This is a genomic window from Streptomyces sp. TRD_SC_5, assembly GCF_056836825.1.
The window spans coordinates 2,683,078-2,699,679 of the sequence record NZ_JBWZZS010000001.1; the positions used below are offsets into that span (position 1 = coordinate 2,683,078).

Genomic DNA, 16,602 nt, shown 5'->3' on the forward strand with positions numbered 1-16,602 from the left:
CCCCGCCAGGCCCCCGCCTACGCCTCGGCGGACGTCTTGCGGGTGTGCAGTTGCCGTGCGACCTCGGCGATCGATCCCGACAGGGACGGGTACACCGTGAAGGCGTTCGCGATCTGTTCCACGGTCAGGTTGTTGTCGACCGCGATCGAGATCGGGTGGATCAGCTCGCTCGCGCGGGGCGCCACAACACAGCCGCCGACCACGATGCCCGTACCGGGACGGCAGAAGATCTTGACGAAACCGTCGCGGATGCCCTGCATCTTGGCGCGCGGGTTGCGCAGCAGCGGCAGCTTCACGGAGCGCGCGTCGATCTTGCCCGCGTCCACGTCCGCCTGGGTGTAACCGACCGTCGCGATCTCGGGGTCGGTGAAGACGTTCGACGAGACGGTCTTGAGGTTCAGCGGGGTCACCGCGTCGCCGAGGAAGTGGTACATCGCGATCCGGCCCTGCATGGCCGCGACCGACGCGAGCGCGAAGACGCCGGTGACGTCACCCGCCGCGTACACGCCGGGAGCGCTCGTACGCGAGACCTTGTCGGTCCAGATGTGGCCCGAGTCCTTCAGCCGGACGCCGGACTCCTCCAGGCCCATGTCGGCGGAGTTCGGGATGGCGCCGACGGCCATCAGGCAGTGCGTACCGCTGATGACACGCCCGTCGGACAGGGTCACTTCCACGCGGTCGCCGACCCGCTTGGCGGACTCGGCGCGCGAGCGCGCCATGACGTTCATGCCGCGCCGGCGGAAGACGTCCTCCAGGACGGCGGCGGCGTCCGGGTCCTCACCCGGCAGCACGCGATCGCGCGACGACACGAGAGTGACGCGCGAGCCGAGTGCCTGGTAGGCGCCGGCGAACTCCGCGCCCGTGACACCGGAGCCGACCACGATGAGCTCTTCCGGGAGCTCGTCCAGGTCGTACACCTGCGTCCAGTTCAGGATCCGCTCGCCGTCGGGGAGCGCGTCGGGGATCTCGCGCGGGTGCCCGCCCGTCGCGATCAGTACGGCGTCGGCGGTGAGGCGCTCCTCGTTGCCGTCGCTGTACGTCACGACGACCGTGCGGGAGCCGTCGGCGTCCTGCTGGCCCTCCAGGCGGCCGCGGCCGCGCACCACGCGCGCGCCCGCACGCGTGACGGAGGCGGTGATGTCGTGGGACTGCGCGAGCGCGAGGCGCTTCACACGGCGGTTGACCTTGCCCAGGTCCACGCCGACCACGCGGGCCGCCTGCTCGATGTGCGGCGTGTCGTCGGCGACGATGATGCCCAACTCCTCGTACGAAGAGTCGAAGGTCGTCATCACCTCGGCCGTGGCGATCAGAGTCTTGGACGGTACGCAGTCGGTGAGCACCGACGCCCCGCCCAGACCGTCGCTGTCGACTACCGTTACCTCCGCGCCGAGCTGGGCGCCCACCAGGGCCGCCTCGTATCCGCCGGGTCCGCCACCGATGATCACGATCCGGGTCACGAAAAAGTCCGCCTCGCATTGTCAATCCCGGCCCGCCTGCCCGCTCGGCCGGGGATCCGGGGATCGCCCGGGGGGAATGCAGTACGTACTCCATTGTCCCGCACGCTTCAAGGTGCTTCGCCCCGGGGCCTCCATCCGGCCGCAGCGCTCGTCGGCCCCCGCCGCTCCACCCCCTCCCGTACCCTCGATCACATGTCGCTCTACGCCGCGTACGCCGGCAACCTCGACGCGCGGCTGATGACGCGCCGCGCACCGCACTCACCGCTGCGCGGGACCGGCTGGCTCAACGGCTGGCGGCTGACCTTCGGCGGGGAGTCGATGGGCTGGGAGGGCGCGCTCGCCACCATCGTGGAGGCCCCGCGCTCACAGGTCTTCGTCGCGCTCTACGACATCGCTCCGATGGACGAGGACTCCATGGACCGCTGGGAAGGTGTCGGACTCGACATCTACCGCCGGATGCGGGTCCGCGTACACACGCTGGAGGGCGAGGAGCCGACCTGGCTGTACGTCCTGAACGGGTATGAGGGCGGCCTCCCCTCCGCCCGCTACCTGGGGGAGCTCGCCGACGCGGCGGAGTCCGCGGGCGCGCCGCACGACTACGTCATGGAGCTGCGCAAGCGCCCCTGCTGAGGGTGTGAGCCTGCCTTCGTCCGATCCGACAAGGCAACGATCGCAACACCGTCGGCAGTGACATCTACGCGCGTAGGGATTCACCGGTTACCCTCGTCGGCGTGAACGCATCTGTTACCCCCGCCCCCACCGACGGCTTCGCCGACCCCCACGCGACAGCCGACGCCGCCGCCGCCCGCCTGCGCGAGCTGACCGGCGCCGAGACCCACGACGTCGCCCTCGTGATGGGGTCTGGCTGGGTGCCGGCCGCCGAAGCGCTGGGCGCGCCCGAGCACGAGTTCGCCGTCACCGAGCTGCCCGGCTTCCCGCCGCCGGCCGTCGCCGGACACGCGGGCACGGTCCGCTCGTACAAGATCGGCGACAAGCGCGCGCTGGTCTTCCTCGGCCGTACGCACTACTACGAGGGCCGCGGTGTCGCCGCCGTCTCGCACGGTGTGCGTACCGCCGTCGCCGCCGGCTGCAAGACCATCGTCCTGACGAACGGCTGCGGCGGCCTGCGCCCCGGCATGCGCCCCGGCCAGCCGGTGCTGATCAGCGACCACATCAACCTGACGGCCACCTCGCCGATCATCGGGGCGAACTTCGTGGACCTGACGGACCTGTACTCGCCTCGGCTGCGCGCGCTGTGCAAGGAGGTGGACGCGACGCTCGAGGAGGGCGTGTACGTCCAGTTCCCCGGCCCGCACTACGAGACGCCGGCCGAGATCAACATGGTCCGTGTGATGGGCGGCGACCTCGTCGGCATGTCCACGGTGCTGGAGGCCATCGCCGCGCGTGAGGCGGGTGCGGAGGTGCTCGGCATCTCGCTGGTCACCAACCTGGCCGCGGGTCTGACGGGCGAGCCCCTGAACCACGAGGAAGTGCTCCAGGCCGGCCGCGACTCGGCCACCCGCATGGGCGCACTCCTGGCCCAGGTCCTCGAGCGCATCTGACCGCGCCCCTTCCCGCTCTGGGGCGCTGCCCCGGACCCCGGTGGTCCTCAACGCCGGACGGGCTCAAGAGAGCCGGGGGGCTGGAGTGTGCCGGGAGTGGACGGCTGAGCGCGCAAGCTCAGGCCCGTCCGCGAGAGGTGCGGCACGCGAAATGCCCGTGCGGCGACTTTCGGCCCGTCCGCCGAAGGTCGCCGCACGCGGCAGAACGATCCGCGCCAGAATCCAGCCCGTCCGGCGTTTGAGGACACGCCCGTAGGGCGTACGGGGCCTGGGGCGGAGCCCCGGTTCGGGAAAGGGCGGGCCGGGGAACAAGCTCGCCGCAGGCGAATCGTCATGCACCACACACGAGAGGTGGACCACACCGTGCAGCAGGAGCAGGAGCAGGCGCTCATCGCCCGGGCGCAGGCCTGGCTGGCCGAGGACCCGGACAGCGAGACCCGCGACGAGCTCGGCAAGCTCATCGACGCCGAGGCCCTGGACGAGCTCGCCGCGCGCTTCGCCGGCACCCTCCAGTTCGGCACGGCGGGACTGCGCGGAGAACTCGGCGCAGGCCCCATGCGCATGAACCGCGCCGTCGTCATCCGCGCCGCCGCCGGCCTCGCCGCGTACCTGAAGGCCAAGGGCCAGACCGACGGCCTCGTCGTCATCGGCTACGACGCCCGCCACAAGAGCGCCGACTTCGCCCGCGACACCGCCGCCGTGATGACCGGCGCCGGACTGCGCGCGGCCCTCCTGCCCCGCCCGCTGCCCACCCCCGTCCTGGCCTTCGCCATAAGGCACCTGGGCGCCGTCGCCGGCGTCGAGGTCACCGCGAGCCACAACCCGCCCCGCGACAACGGCTACAAGGTCTACCTCGGCGACGGCTCGCAGATCGTGCCGCCCGCCGACGCCGAAATCGCCGCCGAGATCCAGGCGGTACACGCACTCGCAGACGTACCGCGCCCCGACACCGGCTGGTTCACCCTCAACGAGGAGGTCCTGGAGGCCTATCTCGCCCGTACGGACGAGGTCCTCACCGCCGGGTCGCCCCGCACCGCCCGCGTCGTCTACACCGCCATGCACGGCGTCGGCAAGGAGGTCCTGACGGCCGCGTTCGCCCGCGCCGGGTTCCCCGAGCCGGTGCTCGTCGCCGAGCAGGCCGAGCCCGACCCGGACTTCCCCACGGTCGCCTTCCCCAACCCGGAGGAGCCGGGGGCCATGGACCTGGCCTTCGCCACCGCCCGCCGCGCGCAGCCCGACCTGATCGTCGCGAACGACCCGGACGCGGACCGCTGCGCCGTCGCCGTGCCCGGGCCCGGTACGGACGAGTGGCGGATGCTGCGCGGCGACGAGGTCGGCGCGCTGCTCGCCGCGCACCTGGTCCGCAACGGCGCGCGCGGCACGTTCGCCGAGTCCATCGTGTCGTCGTCCCTCCTCGGCCGGATCGCCGCCGCCGCCGGTCTGCCGTACGAGGAGACCCTGACCGGCTTCAAGTGGATCGCCCGCGTCGACGGCCTGCGCTACGGCTACGAAGAGGCTCTCGGCTACTGCGTGGACCCCGAGGGCGTACGCGACAAGGACGGCATCACGGCGGCGCTCCTCATCACCGAGCTCGCCTCCGTCCTGAAGTCCGAGAACCGCACCCTCCTCGACCTCCTCGACGACCTCGCCGTCGAGCACGGCCTGCACGCCACCGACCAGCTGTCGGTCCGCGTCGAGGACCTGACAGTGATCGCCGACGCGATGGCCCGGCTGCGAGCCCAGCCGCCCGCCTCCCTCGCGGGACTGACCGTCACCAGCGCCGAGGACCTGACGCGCGGCACCGACAAGCTGCCGCCGACCGACGGCCTGCGCTACTACCTGGAGGGTGAGGTGAAGGCCCGCGTGATCGTCCGGCCGAGCGGCACCGAGCCGAAGCTCAAGTGCTACCTGGAGGCCGTGGTCCCGGTGGCCGACGCAGGCGAGCTGGCGACGGCCAAGGAACGGGCCGAGGGCATCCTCGCCGCGATCAAGCGCGACCTGTCGGCGGCCGCCGGCATCTGATGACCGCGTCCGGGCGGCCGGTTCCCTGCCCGGGACCGACCGCCCGGACGAGTGGTTTCCGTACGGCAGGTGACGCAGCGCTCCGTGCCCTCTCCCGACCGGGCGAGGAAGGGTGACCCGGTATCCCACGCCGAGCCCCAGGAGCTGCCGCAGTGCCCCCGACCGCACCCCCGGCGACCGCCGCCCGGCCCCGCAGGGCCGTCCCAGCCGCCAGGCGCCCGTACGAAGGAACGCGGGACCGGCTGACGAAGTCGCTGCGGCGGGCCGCCCCGGCCCTGGCCGGCTACGTCGCCGTACGCGGCCTGGGCGTCCTGGTGCTCGCGCACTGGGCGCACCTGAGGGGCCACGGCCTGTGGCCCGCCCTCGCCACCTCCTGGGACTCCCGCTGGTACCTGGAGATCGCCGACAGCGGTTACGACTCCGCCCTCGGCACCGCGCGCAACAGCAACAACCTGGCCTTCTTCCCGCTCTACCCGGTGCTGATCAAGGCCGTCGCAGCCGTCACACCGGGCTCACGCGCCAGCGTCGGCGTACTGCTAGCCGTCGCCTTCTCCCTCCTGGCCGCCTGGGGGATCTTCGCCGTGGGCGACCGGCTGTACGGGCGCCGCGTCGGCACCCTGCTGGCCGTCCTCTGGGGCTGCATGCCGGTCGCGGTCGTCCAGTGGATGGGCTATACGGAGTCGCTGTTCACGGCGCTGACGGCCTGGGCGCTGTACGCCGTCCTCACCGGCCGCTGGCTGTGGGCCGGCTCCCTGGCCGCGCTCGCCGGCCTGACCCGCCCCACCGGCGTCGCGGTCGCCGCCGCGGTCTCGGTGGCGGCGACCGCGACGCTGTGGCGCGCGTGGCGGACCGGAAGAGGACCACGTCCCACCGTGCCGGCCGCCGCGCTGATCGCACCGCTGGGATGGTCCGGTTACGTCGCCTGGGTGGGCCTGCGGCTCGGCCGCTGGGACGGCTACCTCGCCGTACAGAAGCTGTGGCTCAACGAATGGGACGGCGGGGCCGACACGCTGCGCGAGATGCGGCGCTTCCTGCTCTACCAGTCCAGGCCGCACCTGTTCCTGGTAGTGGTGACGCTGGTCCTGTTCCTCGCCGTAGCCCTGTTCCTGCTGTGCGCAGCCGAGCGCCAGCCACTGCCGCTGCTGGTCTTCACCGGCGTACTGCTGCTGGTCGTCCTGGGCAGCGGCGGCGTCTACTTCCCCCGCGCCCGCTTCCTGGTCCCGGGCTTCCCGCTGCTGCTGCCGATCGCACTGGCGGTGGCGCGGGCCCGGCGGATGACCGGGGTGCTCATGGTGGGCGGCATGGTGCTCGCCTCCCTGTGGTTCGGGGCGTACATGCAACTGATCTGGCCGGGCCCGCCGTAAGCCACCCAAGCCAAGGCCGGGAGCCGACAACCGTGCCCACCGCACCCCCGGCATCGCACGCACGGTGCGGGACGGTGGACACCCACAGGGCCCCGGTCTCGCATGCGCGGTGCCAGGAGGGGACGTGCAGGGGCGCTCCCCGCAGGGCGTCGAACGCAACCACCCCAACGAAACCCGACGTACCCGAACGTTCGACGCCCGAGGAGACGCCCCGGCGCGGCACCGACCCCGAAGCCACTGCCCCCGGCGCCCCCGCAAAAGGCACCGACCCCGAAGCCCCCGAAAAGACGACCCCCGCGTCACCCAGTGGCGAAAAGCACCACAAGCGCGACCGCTCCCACCAAGCAAGGCGCGATGATCTCGTAGGCCCAGCGAACGGCCGGCTCGCCCTGCGCCGTCGGCCGCGACGCGCACCGCTCCGACTGCTCGCGCAGCTCGTCGACGCTCTGGTCGGCGGCCGCCCGCCGCGCCCGCGCGTCGGTGACGTCGGCGGTCGCGGACGTCCTGCCGTACGGGTCGTCCGTCGCGTGCCGGGCCTGCTGGCGGGCGACGCGCTTGCGCTGACGCAGCGATACGGGAACCGCCCACAGCTGGTACTTCTTGCCGCCCGCGAACACCTCGCTGGAGTAGCCGGCCCGGACACTCTCGACCGCCCCCCAGGGCAGCGTGATCGTACGGAACGGATTGCGGATCCGGAGCCGGTCGTCGCCGGCGAAGACGGCGGGCCGCAGCGTGAACGCCACGACCAGCGGCACGGCGAACAGCAGCCCCGCCACGGCCGCCCACGGCGTACGGCCCTCTCCGCGCACCAGCGCGTCGCCGCCCACCCACCCGGCCAGCAGAAGCACCAGGACTCCGCCGATCAGTGCGGAGGGCGACCGGAAGACCCGGTCGGCGTACGTCGGCTCGGCGGGCGGACCGGGGTTGCCCGGGCCGCCGGGGCTGCTAGTCATGCGGCCGATTCTGCCTCACGTCACACCGGCTCGTCCGGGCCCGGGGGTGTACAGGTCGCTACGCGCGTAGATATGCTGCAGTAGTGACCATGCCCACCACTGCACCCGCATCCGCGTTCGCCGACGCAACCGCGTCCGACGCCGCGCTGCGCCGCTTCCTGCACGGGCTCCCCGGCGTAGACACCGTCGGCCTCGAAGCGCGCGCCGCGTCCCTCGGTACCCGTTCGATCAAGACCACGTCCAAGGCGTACGCCATCGACCTGGCCATCTCCATGATCGACCTGACCACGCTCGAAGGCGCGGACACCCCGGGCAAGGTCCGGGCGCTCTGCGCCAAGGGCGCCAATCCCGACCCGACCGACCGCACGACGCCGCGCGTCGCCGCGATCTGCGTCTATCCGGACATGGCGGCGACCGCCAAGGAAGCCCTGGCCGGCACCGGCATCAAGGTCGCCTCGGTCGCCACCGCCTTCCCGGCCGGCCGCGCCGCGCTCCCGGTGAAGCTCGCGGACGTACGCGACGCCGTGGCCGCCGGCGCCGACGAGATCGACATGGTGATCGACCGAGGAGCCTTCCTCTCCGGTCACTACCTGAAGGTCTACGAAGAGATCGTGGCCGTGAAGGCGGAGTGCGGCGACAAGGCCCGCCTCAAGGTCATCTTCGAGACCGGCGAGCTGTCGACGTACGACAACATCCGCCGCGCGTCGTGGCTCGGGATGCTGGCGGGCGCGGACTTCATCAAGACCTCCACCGGCAAGGTCGGCGTGAACGCCACGCCACCGAACACCCTGCTCATGCTTGAGGCCGTACGCGACTTCAAGGCGCAGACTGGAATCCAGATCGGCGTGAAGCCGGCCGGCGGCATCCGCACCACCAAGGACGCGATCAAGTTCCTGGTGCTGGTCAACGAGACGGTCGGCGAGGACTGGCTCACCAACGAATGGTTCCGCTTCGGCGCCTCCTCGCTGCTGAACGACCTGCTGATGCAGCGGCAGAAGCTGAGCACCGGCCGTTACTCCGGTCCCGACTACGTGACGGTGGACTGATCACCATGGCATCCGCATTCGAGTACGCACCGGCTCCCGAGTCCCGCTCGGTGGTCGACATCGCTCCCTCCTACGGCCTGTTCATCGACGGCGAGTTCACCGAAGCCGCCGACGGCAAGGTCTTCAAGACGATCTCGCCGTCCACCGAGGAAGTCCTCTCCGAGGTCGCCCGTGCGGGCACCGAGGACGTGGACCGCGCCGTGAAGGCCGCACGCAAGGCTTTCGAGAAGTGGTCCGCGCTGCCGGGCTCCGAGCGCGCGAAGTACCTCTTCCGCATCGCGCGGATCATCCAGGAGCGCTCGCGCGAGCTGGCCGTCCTGGAGACCCTCGACAACGGCAAGCCGATCAAGGAGACCCGCGACGCGGACCTCCCCCTGGTCGCCGCGCACTTCTTCTACTACGCGGGCTGGGCCGACAAGCTCGACCACGCCGGCTACGGCGCGAACCCGCGCCCCCTGGGCGTGGCCGGCCAGGTCATCCCCTGGAACTTCCCCCTCCTCATGCTGGCGTGGAAGATCGCCCCGGCGCTCGCGACCGGCAACACGGTCGTCCTGAAGCCCGCCGAGACGACCCCGCTCTCCGCCCTCTTCTTCGCGGACATCTGCCGCCAGGCGGGCCTGCCCAAGGGCGTCGTCAACATCCTCCCCGGTTACGGAGAGGCGGGCGCCGCGCTCGTGGAGCACCCGGACGTCAACAAGGTCGCCTTCACGGGCTCCACAGCCGTAGGCAAGGCGATCGCCCGCCAGGTCGCGGGTACGTCGAAGAAGGTCACCCTCGAACTCGGCGGCAAGGGCGCGAACATCGTCTTCGACGACGCCCCCATCGACCAGGCCGTCGAGGGCATCGTCACCGGCATCTTCTTCAACCAGGGCCAGGTCTGCTGCGCGGGCTCGCGCCTCCTGGTCCAGGAGTCGATCCAGGACGAACTGCTCGACGCCCTCAAGCGCAGGCTCACCACGCTCCGGCTGGGCGACCCGCTCGACAAGAACACCGACATCGGCGCCATCAACTCCGCCGAACAGCTCGCCCGTATCACCGCACTCGCCGAGACCGGCGAGGCGGAGGGCGCCGAGCGCTGGTCCGCGCCCTGCGACCTGCCCTCCTCCGGCTACTGGTTCGCGCCGACGCTGTTCACGGGCGTCACCCAGGCGCACACCGTCGCGCGCGACGAGATCTTCGGCCCGGTGCTCTCGGTGCTGTCGTTCCGTACGCCCGACGAGGCCGTCGCCAAGGCCAACAACAGCCAGTACGGGCTGTCGGCAGGCATCTGGACGGAGAAGGGCTCGCGGATCCTCGCAGTCGCGAACAAGCTCCGCGCGGGTGTGGTCTGGGCCAACACGTTCAACAAGTTCGACCCGACCTCGCCCTTCGGCGGCTACAAGGAGTCGGGCTTCGGCCGTGAAGGCGGCCGTCACGGCCTGGAGGCGTACCTCGCCCCGTCGAACCCGAAGGGTGAGCGCTGATGAGCGCAGTTGACCGATTGACTGTCCTCAAGACCTACAAGCTGTACGTCGGGGGCAAGTTCCCCCGGAGCGAGAGCGGCCGGGTGTACGAAGTGACCGACTCAAAGGGCAAGTGGCTGGCCAACGCCCCCCTCGCGTCCCGCAAGGACGCCCGTGACGCGGTCGTCGCGGCGCGCAAGGCGTTCGGCGCGTGGTCGGGTGCGACGGCGTACAACCGCGGTCAGATCCTCTACCGCGTCGCCGAGATGCTGGAGGGCCGCAAGAGCCAGTTCGTGCACGAGGTGGCGCACGCGGAGGGCCTTTCCAAGTCCAAGGCGGCGGAGGTCGTCGAAGCGGCGATCGACCGCTGGGTCTGGTACGCGGGCTGGACCGACAAGATCGCCCAGATCGTCGGCGGCGCGAACCCGGTCGCGGGCCCCTTCTTCAACCTCTCCACCCCCGAGCCCACCGGCGTCGTCACCGTCGTCGCCCCCCAGGAGTCGTCCTTCCTGGGCCTGGTCTCGGTGATCGCCCCGGTGATCGCGACGGGCAACACGGCCGTCGTCATCGCCTCGGAGAAGTCCCCGCTGCCCGCGCTCTCCCTCGGCGAGGTCCTTGCCACGTCCGACCTGCCGGGCGGTGTGGTCAACATCCTGACCGGGCGTACGCAGGAGATCGCGGCGCCGCTCGCCGCGCACCAGGACGTCAACGCGATCGATCTCTCGGGCGCGGACGCCGACCTGGCCCGCGAGCTGGAGATCGCCGCGGCGGACAACCTCAAGCGGGTTCTGCGTCCACAGCCTGTGGACGGCGACTGGTCCGCCGACCAGGGCACGCACCGGCTGACGGCCTTCCTCGAAATGAAGACGGTCTGGCACCCGACGGGCTCCTTGGGCGCGTCGGGCTCCGCCTACTGACCTGACCCCATGCGGATGGGCCCCGTACCGCTCTGCGGTGGTACGGGGCCCATCCGCATGCCCGGAGAGGGCCGGATCAGCCGGGAAGCAGCCCCGTCGCCCGACCCGCCAGCGGCAGTTCCCGGAGCGCGTTGCCCTGCGTGAGCGGGGCGGTGACCGTCTCCGTGCTGAGCGGCTGGAAGTCGGCGACCTGTGTGCCCAGTCCGTTGTCCAGGGGGTCGACACCCGTCCCCGCGAGGGGATTCAGACGGAAGTCCTTGACGGGGGCGACCGCACCGACGGTCGCGGCTCCGAGCGCGCCGGGCAGGCCCCGGCCCATGGCCGCCGGATCGAGGTTCTCCAGCGGTACGTCGATCCCGGCCTCCTTCGGCACCGGCGCGGCCTGCGCGACACCACCGCCCGCAGCGAGGGCCGCACCGGCCGCGGTGATGGCCAGACCTGCGCGCAGCAGCGCGCTCCGCTGTGACTTCGGACCTGAGTGACGTGCCATGGGGTTCCCGCCTGAGTGAGTAATCATGAGCGCACGCAGCGTAGTTGAGGTGTGACGCTCGATACCAACACCTACGGGGTGGGGTCCCCCGACCGGGTCAATGCCGCAGAATGGTTCCCCGTGAGTTCATCCCCCATCCCCACGCGCGTCGTCCTGCTGACGGGCCCCTCCGGTTCCGGAAAGTCGTCGCTGGCCGCCCGCACGGGTCTCCCCGTACTGCGCCTCGACGACTTCTACAAAGAGGCCGACGATCCCACGCTTCCGCAGGTGGAGGGGAGTACGGACATCGACTGGGACTCCCCGCTGTCGTGGGACGCGGACGCCGCCGTCGCGGCGATCGAGGAGCTGTGCCGTACGGGGCGTACGACGGTCCCGGTGTACTCCATCGCCACCAGCTCCATCGTGGACGAGGAAGCCCTCGACATCGAGCGCACACCCCTGTTCGTCGCGGAGGGGATCTTCGCGGCGGACATCGTGGCGCGCTGCCAGGAGCTGGGCGTACTCGCCGACGCGCTCTGCCTGCGCGGGCGTCCGGCGACGACGTTCCGCCGACGGCTGCTGCGGGATCTGCGGGAGGGACGCAAGTCGGTGCCGTTCCTGCTGCGCAGGGGGTGGCGGCTGATGCGGGCCGAGCGGGCGATCGTGGGGCGCCAGACCGCCCTGGGGGCGTACCCGTGCGCGAAGGCCGAGGCGCTGGGCCGCCTCGCCGCCGCGGCGGCCGGCCGCCACCGCGCCCCGGCGACGCGCTAGCCGCTGCGCGGGGCTCGACTGTGGCTCCGCCCCGGACCCCGCTCCTCGAACGCCGGAGGGGCTGGATGGCCCCCGGCGCGACAGAGCGCGGCGGGGCCGTACAGGCATCCCCCGCCCGTACGACCCCGCCGCGTTTTCCCCCGTACGTTCCGCCGTCTCCCCCGAAACAGCGGCCCCCGTACCCCCCCGTACCCCTCAGGCCACCAGCTCGCCGAAGGACTCTTCCTCGTCACGGCCGAAGCTGAGGACCTCGTCCTCGCGCATCCGGCGCAGGGAGCGCCAGATACTGCTCTTGACCGTGCCGACACTGATGTCGAGGATGTCCGCGATCTCCGGGTCGGTGCGGCCCTCGTAGTACCGCAGGACCAGCATCGTGCGCTGGAGTTCGGGCAGCCGGGCGAGCGCCTGCCACAGGACGGCGCGCAGTTCGGTGCCGCGCATCGCGTCCGTGTCGTTCGCCGTCTCCGGCAGTTCCTCGGTCGGGTACTCGTTCAGCTTGCGCCTGCGCCACGCGCTGATGTGCAGGTTCGTCATGGTGCGGCGCAGATAGCCGCCGACCGCCGCCTTGTCGCTGATCCGGTCCCAGGCGCGGTACGTCGAGAAGAGGGCGCTCTGGAGCAGGTCCTCGGCCTCGTAACGGTCGCCGGTCAGGTGGTAGGCGGTCGCGTACAGGGAGGCGCGGCGCTCCTGGACGTAGGTGGTGAACTCCACCTCCGACACCGAAGCGCCTTCCCCCGTGGCCTCCCGGTACGCCGCTCCCCCGTATCCCCCGTCGCCCCCCACGGAAGCGTCCGGCACCGCGGCCACGTGCAAAGGCTGCGTGCGCTGACGCCCGATGCCGCGAGCGCACCCCCGCTGGCTCACGGCACCGGACTTCTCGGTGCTCCGCGTGACGTCGTGGAGACGCGTGACAACTGCGCTGGAGGTGGTGCTGTGCAGTGCGTTCATCTTGCGCCCCCCGTCGGTGGAGTCCGTTGCTGTCCGTGTGCCATTGAGCTTGCCCGGGCAGTTTCATCGGGGTGTCCGCCGACTGTCACAGACCTGTCACAGCGACGGGAGCGCTCCGACTGTCGAACTAGTCCTTCTCCATGGGCCAGAATGACCTCTGTGCCTTTCCTGTTGCTGATCGAGGACGACGACGCCATCCGCACGGCCCTCGAACTCTCACTGTCACGCCAGGGCCACCGAGTGGCCACCGCGGCGACGGGAGAGGACGGCCTGAAACTGCTGCGCGAGCAGCGGCCGGATCTGATCGTGCTGGACGTGATGCTGCCCGGCATCGACGGATTCGAGGTGTGCCGGCGCATCAGGCGCACGGACCAACTGCCCATCATTTTGCTGACCGCGCGCAGCGACGACATCGACGTGGTGGTCGGCCTCGAGTCGGGCGCCGACGACTACGTCGTCAAGCCGGTGCAGGGCCGGGTCCTCGACGCCCGTATCCGCGCGGTGCTGCGGCGGGGCGAGCGGGAGGCCAACGACGCCGCCGTCTTCGGCAATGTGACCATCGACCGGTCCGCGATGACCGTCACCAAGAACGGTGAGGACCTGCAACTCACGCCGACCGAGCTGCGGCTGCTCCTGGAGCTGAGCCGCCGCCCCGGACAGGCCCTGTCGCGGCAGCAGTTGCTGCGGCTGGTGTGGGAGCACGACTACCTCGGTGACTCGCGGCTGGTCGACGCGTGCGTACAGCGGCTGCGGGCCAAGGTCGAGGACGTACCGTCGTCTCCGACGCTCATCCGTACGGTCCGTGGCGTCGGCTACCGGCTGGACTCGCCTTCGTGAGCGCTGCCCCCGCGAAGTCCTCGCAGGCCGGGCCGCGCTGGACCAGTCTGCGCCTGCGGCTCGTCGTCGTCTTCGCCCTGGTGGCGCTGACGGCCGCCGTCTCCGCTTCGGGCATCGCGTACTGGCTCAACCGCGAGGCCGTGCTGACCCGCACCCAGGACGCGGCGCTGAACAACTTCCGCCAGGAGATGCAGAACCGCGCGGCCACGCTGCCGATGCGGCCGACGCAGGCCGAACTCCAGGCCGCGGCGGCGCAGATGGCGGCCGGCGGGAACCCCGGCTACAGCGTGCTGCTCGTGGACGAGCGGGAGCCGGGCAAGCCGATCGCGGGCACCTCGGACATCGATGTCCTGACGCTCGACGACGTACCGCAAGAGCTTCAGGACGCGGTGAACAGGCGGCAGAAGGTGACGGAGGCCAACGAGTTTCCGTACCACCTCTACTGGGTGCGCGTCAGCCCGAAGGACAAGCCGTCCCTCGTCGCGGGCACGAAGGTGATCGGCGGCGGGCCCACCGGTTACATGCTGACGTCGCTGGAGCAGGAGCGCGACGACCTCAACTCGCTGGCCTGGTCCCTCGCGATCGCCACCGCGCTCGCCCTGCTCGGCTCCGCGCTGCTCGCGCAGGCGGCTGCGACGACCGTGCTCAAGCCCGTGCAGCGGCTCGGGGACGCGGCGCGGCGGCTCGGTGAGGGCAAGCTCGACACCCGGCTGCGGGTGTCGGGGACGGACGAACTGGCCGAGCTGTCACGGACGTTCAACAGAACCGCCGAGTCGCTGGAGAAGAAGGTCGCGGACATGAGCGCGCGGGAGGAGTCGAGCCGCCGCTTCGTCGCCGACATGTCGCACGAGCTGCGGACGCCGCTGACCGCGATCACGGCGGTTGCGGAGGTCCTGGAGGACGAGGCGGACAGCCTCGACCCGATGATCGCGCCCGCCGTACACCTGGTGGTGAGCGAGACGAGGCGGCTGAACGACCTGGTGGAGAACCTGATGGAGGTGACCCGCTTCGACGCGGGTACGGCCCGTCTCGTCCTCGACGACGTGGACGTGGCCGACCAGGTGACCGCCTGCATCGACGCCCGCGCGTGGCTGGACGCGGTGGATCTCGACGCCGAGCGCGGCATCATGGCGCTCCTCGACCCGCGCCGGCTCGACGTCATCCTGGCGAACCTGATCGGCAACGCGCTCAAGCACGGCGGCTCCCCGGTGCGGGTGTCGGTGCGGCCCGTCGACCACGAGCTGCTGATCGAGGTACGGGACCACGGCCCGGGCATCCCCGAGGACGTACTGCCGCATGTCTTCGACCGCTTCTACAAGGCGAGCGCGTCACGGCCGCGCTCCGAGGGCAGCGGGCTCGGCCTGTCCATCGCCATGGAGAACGCGCACATTCACGGCGGGGACATCACCGCGTCGAATTCGCCGGAAGGCGGTGCGGTCTTCGTGCTGCGGCTGCCGCTCGACGTGTCGCGGACCGCGGACGGCGACGACGACGAAGGGGACGACGGTGTGCGGGGCGGGCAGGGGGGCGACGACCAGTGAAGTCCAGGCTGACCCGTCTCACGGCCCTCGCCGCGCTCTGCGCCGCGCTCGCCGGGTGCGGGATCCGGACCACTTCGGTGCCGGTCGACGCGGGCGCCGCGCCGTCGCGGGTGCCCTGCGAGCTGTCGGCGCAGGACTCCCCCGGCGAGGCGGCGCCCGGCGTACCGCTTCAGGTGTATCTGGTCTGCGGCGCGCAGCTGATCTCGGTGGACCGGGCGGCGCGGATCCCCGAGGAGAGGCTGTCCGACCGGGTGCGGGTCGCGCAGACGCTCCTCGAAGAGCTGAAGGAAGAGCCCTCGGACGAGGAGAAGCAGGCAGGTTTCACGACGGATGTACGGGAGGCACTCGTCGTTTCCGGGCCGCGCAAGGGCGATCCCCGGCACGCGCTGCGCCTGAGCAGCCAGCCGGAGGACCTGCCCACGCACGCGCTGGCGCAGATCGTCTGTACGTACGCGGACAGTGCGGCGGCGGGCCCCGAACGGTCGGTGGTGCTCGGCGGGCCTTCCGACGACCCGGCGCGCGGTTACCAGTGCACTGCGACGCTCAAGGCGCGGCCCGAATCGGTGCTGCCGACGCTGGGTGAGATCCGTCGTACGCGCTGACCCCGCGGACGGGCGTGTCTGCCCGGCGCGTCACACTGTCGCTCCGGGCGGAACCGATCCTGCCGGTGCCCGCGTCTTGGGGGGCGTGCGTCATGGCTCGGACGGCAATGCCGTCATCAACCGCTTCCGCGCGACGGGAGGTTTACTCCTCGTCGCGCATCTGCTGGTCGTCGCGTCGCTGACGCTGCGCCCCCTGGACGTCCCCTGGGTGACCGCACCGAACTTCCAGCCGCTGGCCGGCATCGAGGCGGACCTGGCGCTCGGTCCCGCCCGGGCGGCGCGGCGGATCTGCGAGGGGCTTCTGCTGCTGGCGCCGCTGGGCGTACTGCTGCCGATGGCGGGGGGCCGGCTGTACGTGTCGCCGGTGGCCTCGCTGGCCCGTACGGCGCTGGCGGGGGCACTGTTCTCGCTGGGGATCGAGCTGCTGCAGACCGGGGTGCCCGGCCGGGTCGTCGACGTGGACTCGCTGTTGCTGAACACGGCCGGGGTGGCGCTGGCGCACCTGGCGGTCGTACCGCTGGGGCGGGCACGGCTGCGCCGCCGGCAGCGGCGTGGGCCTGGGCCGGGCGGGGTCCTGCGCCGGGACGAGGTGTCTCAGGGGGCTACCCCGACGATTCCCAGGGTCGGGATCGCCCCGTAGAGCGACGCTTTGGACCGGTCTCGGCGAGCAG

Annotated in this window: 16 protein-coding genes; 12 read left to right on the forward strand and 4 right to left on the reverse strand. The window is 71.5% G+C overall.

The window, feature by feature from the left end; all coding sequences use genetic code 11:
* Positions 1-17: 17 nt before the first annotated feature.
* Positions 18-1,457: an NAD(P)H-quinone dehydrogenase gene (locus AC1P0E_RS12320; protein WP_482742222.1), complete on the reverse strand. Its 1,440-nt coding sequence runs from the start codon at positions 1,455-1,457 to the stop codon at positions 18-20.
* A 192-nt stretch (positions 1,458-1,649) separates the two neighbouring features.
* On the opposite strand from AC1P0E_RS12320, the gene AC1P0E_RS12325 reads away from it, so the two are divergent.
* The 4 genes from AC1P0E_RS12325 to AC1P0E_RS12340 all read left to right on the forward strand — a co-directional run bounded on the left by AC1P0E_RS12325 (position 1,650) and on the right by AC1P0E_RS12340 (position 6,405).
* Positions 1,650-2,087, forward strand: coding sequence for a gamma-glutamylcyclotransferase family protein (locus tag AC1P0E_RS12325; protein WP_214970098.1), 438 nt, complete (start codon positions 1,650-1,652; stop codon positions 2,085-2,087).
* Between the two features lie 101 nt (positions 2,088-2,188).
* Positions 2,189-3,019 carry a purine-nucleoside phosphorylase gene (locus AC1P0E_RS12330; protein WP_482742223.1) on the forward strand — a complete coding sequence of 277 codons (831 nt, stop codon included), beginning with the start codon at positions 2,189-2,191 and terminating at the stop codon, positions 3,017-3,019.
* Positions 3,020-3,352: 333 nt separating this feature from the next.
* Positions 3,353-5,041, forward strand: coding sequence for a phospho-sugar mutase (locus tag AC1P0E_RS12335; protein ID WP_482742224.1), 1,689 nt, complete (start codon positions 3,353-3,355; stop codon positions 5,039-5,041).
* Between the two features lie 152 nt (positions 5,042-5,193).
* Positions 5,194-6,405 carry a glycosyltransferase family 39 protein gene (locus AC1P0E_RS12340; RefSeq protein ID WP_482742225.1) on the forward strand — a complete coding sequence of 404 codons (1,212 nt, stop codon included), beginning with the start codon at positions 5,194-5,196 and terminating at the stop codon, positions 6,403-6,405.
* 299 nt (positions 6,406-6,704) lie between these two features.
* Here AC1P0E_RS12340 and AC1P0E_RS12345 read toward each other — a convergent pair whose 3' ends face one another.
* Positions 6,705-7,358 (reverse strand): PH domain-containing protein, encoded by a 654-nt coding sequence (locus AC1P0E_RS12345; protein ID WP_482742226.1) that lies wholly within the window; start codon positions 7,356-7,358, stop codon positions 6,705-6,707.
* 89 nt (positions 7,359-7,447) lie between these two features.
* Between AC1P0E_RS12345 and deoC the strand changes: the two genes are divergently transcribed.
* Genes deoC through AC1P0E_RS12360 form a run of 3 tightly spaced genes read left to right on the forward strand, consistent with a single transcriptional unit; the run spans position 7,448 to position 10,763 of the window.
* On the forward strand, positions 7,448-8,404 hold the full coding sequence (gene deoC / locus AC1P0E_RS12350) for a deoxyribose-phosphate aldolase (RefSeq protein ID WP_482742227.1): 957 nt from the start codon (positions 7,448-7,450) through the stop codon (positions 8,402-8,404).
* Positions 8,405-8,409: 5 nt separating this feature from the next.
* Complete coding sequence (locus AC1P0E_RS12355; protein ID WP_482742228.1) at positions 8,410-9,867, forward strand: aldehyde dehydrogenase family protein; 1,458 nt, start codon at positions 8,410-8,412, stop codon at positions 9,865-9,867.
* A complete protein-coding gene (locus tag AC1P0E_RS12360; protein ID WP_482742229.1) occupies positions 9,867-10,763 on the forward strand; it encodes an aldehyde dehydrogenase family protein in 897 nt (298 codons plus the stop codon). The genes AC1P0E_RS12355 and AC1P0E_RS12360 overlap by 1 nt, the downstream gene beginning before the upstream one ends.
* A gap of 76 nt (positions 10,764-10,839) precedes the next feature.
* Here the strand turns inward: AC1P0E_RS12360 and AC1P0E_RS12365 are convergent, their stop codons facing one another.
* Entirely contained in the window at positions 10,840-11,253 is a 414-nt protein-coding gene (locus tag AC1P0E_RS12365) for a hypothetical protein (RefSeq protein ID WP_482742230.1), read from the reverse strand.
* Between the two features lie 120 nt (positions 11,254-11,373).
* Between AC1P0E_RS12365 and AC1P0E_RS12370 the strand changes: the two genes are divergently transcribed.
* Positions 11,374-12,003, forward strand: coding sequence for a uridine kinase family protein (locus AC1P0E_RS12370; RefSeq protein ID WP_482742231.1), 630 nt, complete (start codon positions 11,374-11,376; stop codon positions 12,001-12,003).
* 195 nt (positions 12,004-12,198) lie between these two features.
* On the opposite strand, the gene AC1P0E_RS12375 is transcribed toward AC1P0E_RS12370, so the two are convergent.
* Complete coding sequence (locus AC1P0E_RS12375) at positions 12,199-12,951, reverse strand: SigE family RNA polymerase sigma factor (protein WP_482742232.1); 753 nt, start codon at positions 12,949-12,951, stop codon at positions 12,199-12,201.
* A 159-nt stretch (positions 12,952-13,110) separates the two neighbouring features.
* Between AC1P0E_RS12375 and afsQ1 the strand changes: the two genes are divergently transcribed.
* The 4 genes from afsQ1 (at position 13,111) to AC1P0E_RS12395 (ending at position 16,571) form a co-directional block, all read left to right on the forward strand.
* On the forward strand, positions 13,111-13,788 hold the full coding sequence (gene afsQ1, locus AC1P0E_RS12380) for a two-component system response regulator AfsQ1 (RefSeq protein ID WP_176733210.1): 678 nt from the start codon (positions 13,111-13,113) through the stop codon (positions 13,786-13,788).
* The gene (locus tag AC1P0E_RS12385) at positions 13,785-15,329 is read left to right on the forward strand and encodes a sensor histidine kinase (protein WP_482742233.1); all 1,545 of its coding nucleotides are present in this window, start codon (positions 13,785-13,787) and stop codon (positions 15,327-15,329) included. Before afsQ1 ends, AC1P0E_RS12385 begins: the two co-directional genes overlap by 4 nt.
* Positions 15,326-15,931: a hypothetical protein gene (locus AC1P0E_RS12390; RefSeq protein WP_482742234.1), complete on the forward strand. Its 606-nt coding sequence runs from the start codon at positions 15,326-15,328 to the stop codon at positions 15,929-15,931. The genes AC1P0E_RS12385 and AC1P0E_RS12390 overlap by 4 nt, the downstream gene beginning before the upstream one ends.
* An 85-nt stretch (positions 15,932-16,016) precedes the next feature.
* Complete coding sequence (locus AC1P0E_RS12395; RefSeq protein WP_482742235.1) at positions 16,017-16,571, forward strand: VanZ family protein; 555 nt, start codon at positions 16,017-16,019, stop codon at positions 16,569-16,571.
* Positions 16,572-16,602 lie beyond the last annotated feature (31 nt).

Coding starts and splice junctions, on each gene's coding strand:
- AC1P0E_RS12325 (WP_214970098.1), top strand. CDS start 1,650: ATGTCGCTCTACGCCGCGTACGCCGGCAACCTCGACGCGCGGCTGATG.
- AC1P0E_RS12335 (WP_482742224.1), top strand. CDS start 3,353: ATGCACCACACACGAGAGGTGGACCACACCGTGCAGCAGGAGCAGGAG.
- AC1P0E_RS12345 (WP_482742226.1), bottom strand. CDS start 7,358: ATGACTAGCAGCCCCGGCGGCCCGGGCAACCCCGGTCCGCCCGCCGAG.
- deoC (WP_482742227.1), top strand. CDS start 7,448: ATGCCCACCACTGCACCCGCATCCGCGTTCGCCGACGCAACCGCGTCC.
- AC1P0E_RS12355 (WP_482742228.1), top strand. CDS start 8,410: ATGGCATCCGCATTCGAGTACGCACCGGCTCCCGAGTCCCGCTCGGTG.
- AC1P0E_RS12360 (WP_482742229.1), top strand. CDS start 9,867: ATGAGCGCAGTTGACCGATTGACTGTCCTCAAGACCTACAAGCTGTAC.
- AC1P0E_RS12365 (WP_482742230.1), bottom strand. CDS start 11,253: ATGGCACGTCACTCAGGTCCGAAGTCACAGCGGAGCGCGCTGCTGCGC.
- AC1P0E_RS12375 (WP_482742232.1), bottom strand. CDS start 12,951: ATGAACGCACTGCACAGCACCACCTCCAGCGCAGTTGTCACGCGTCTC.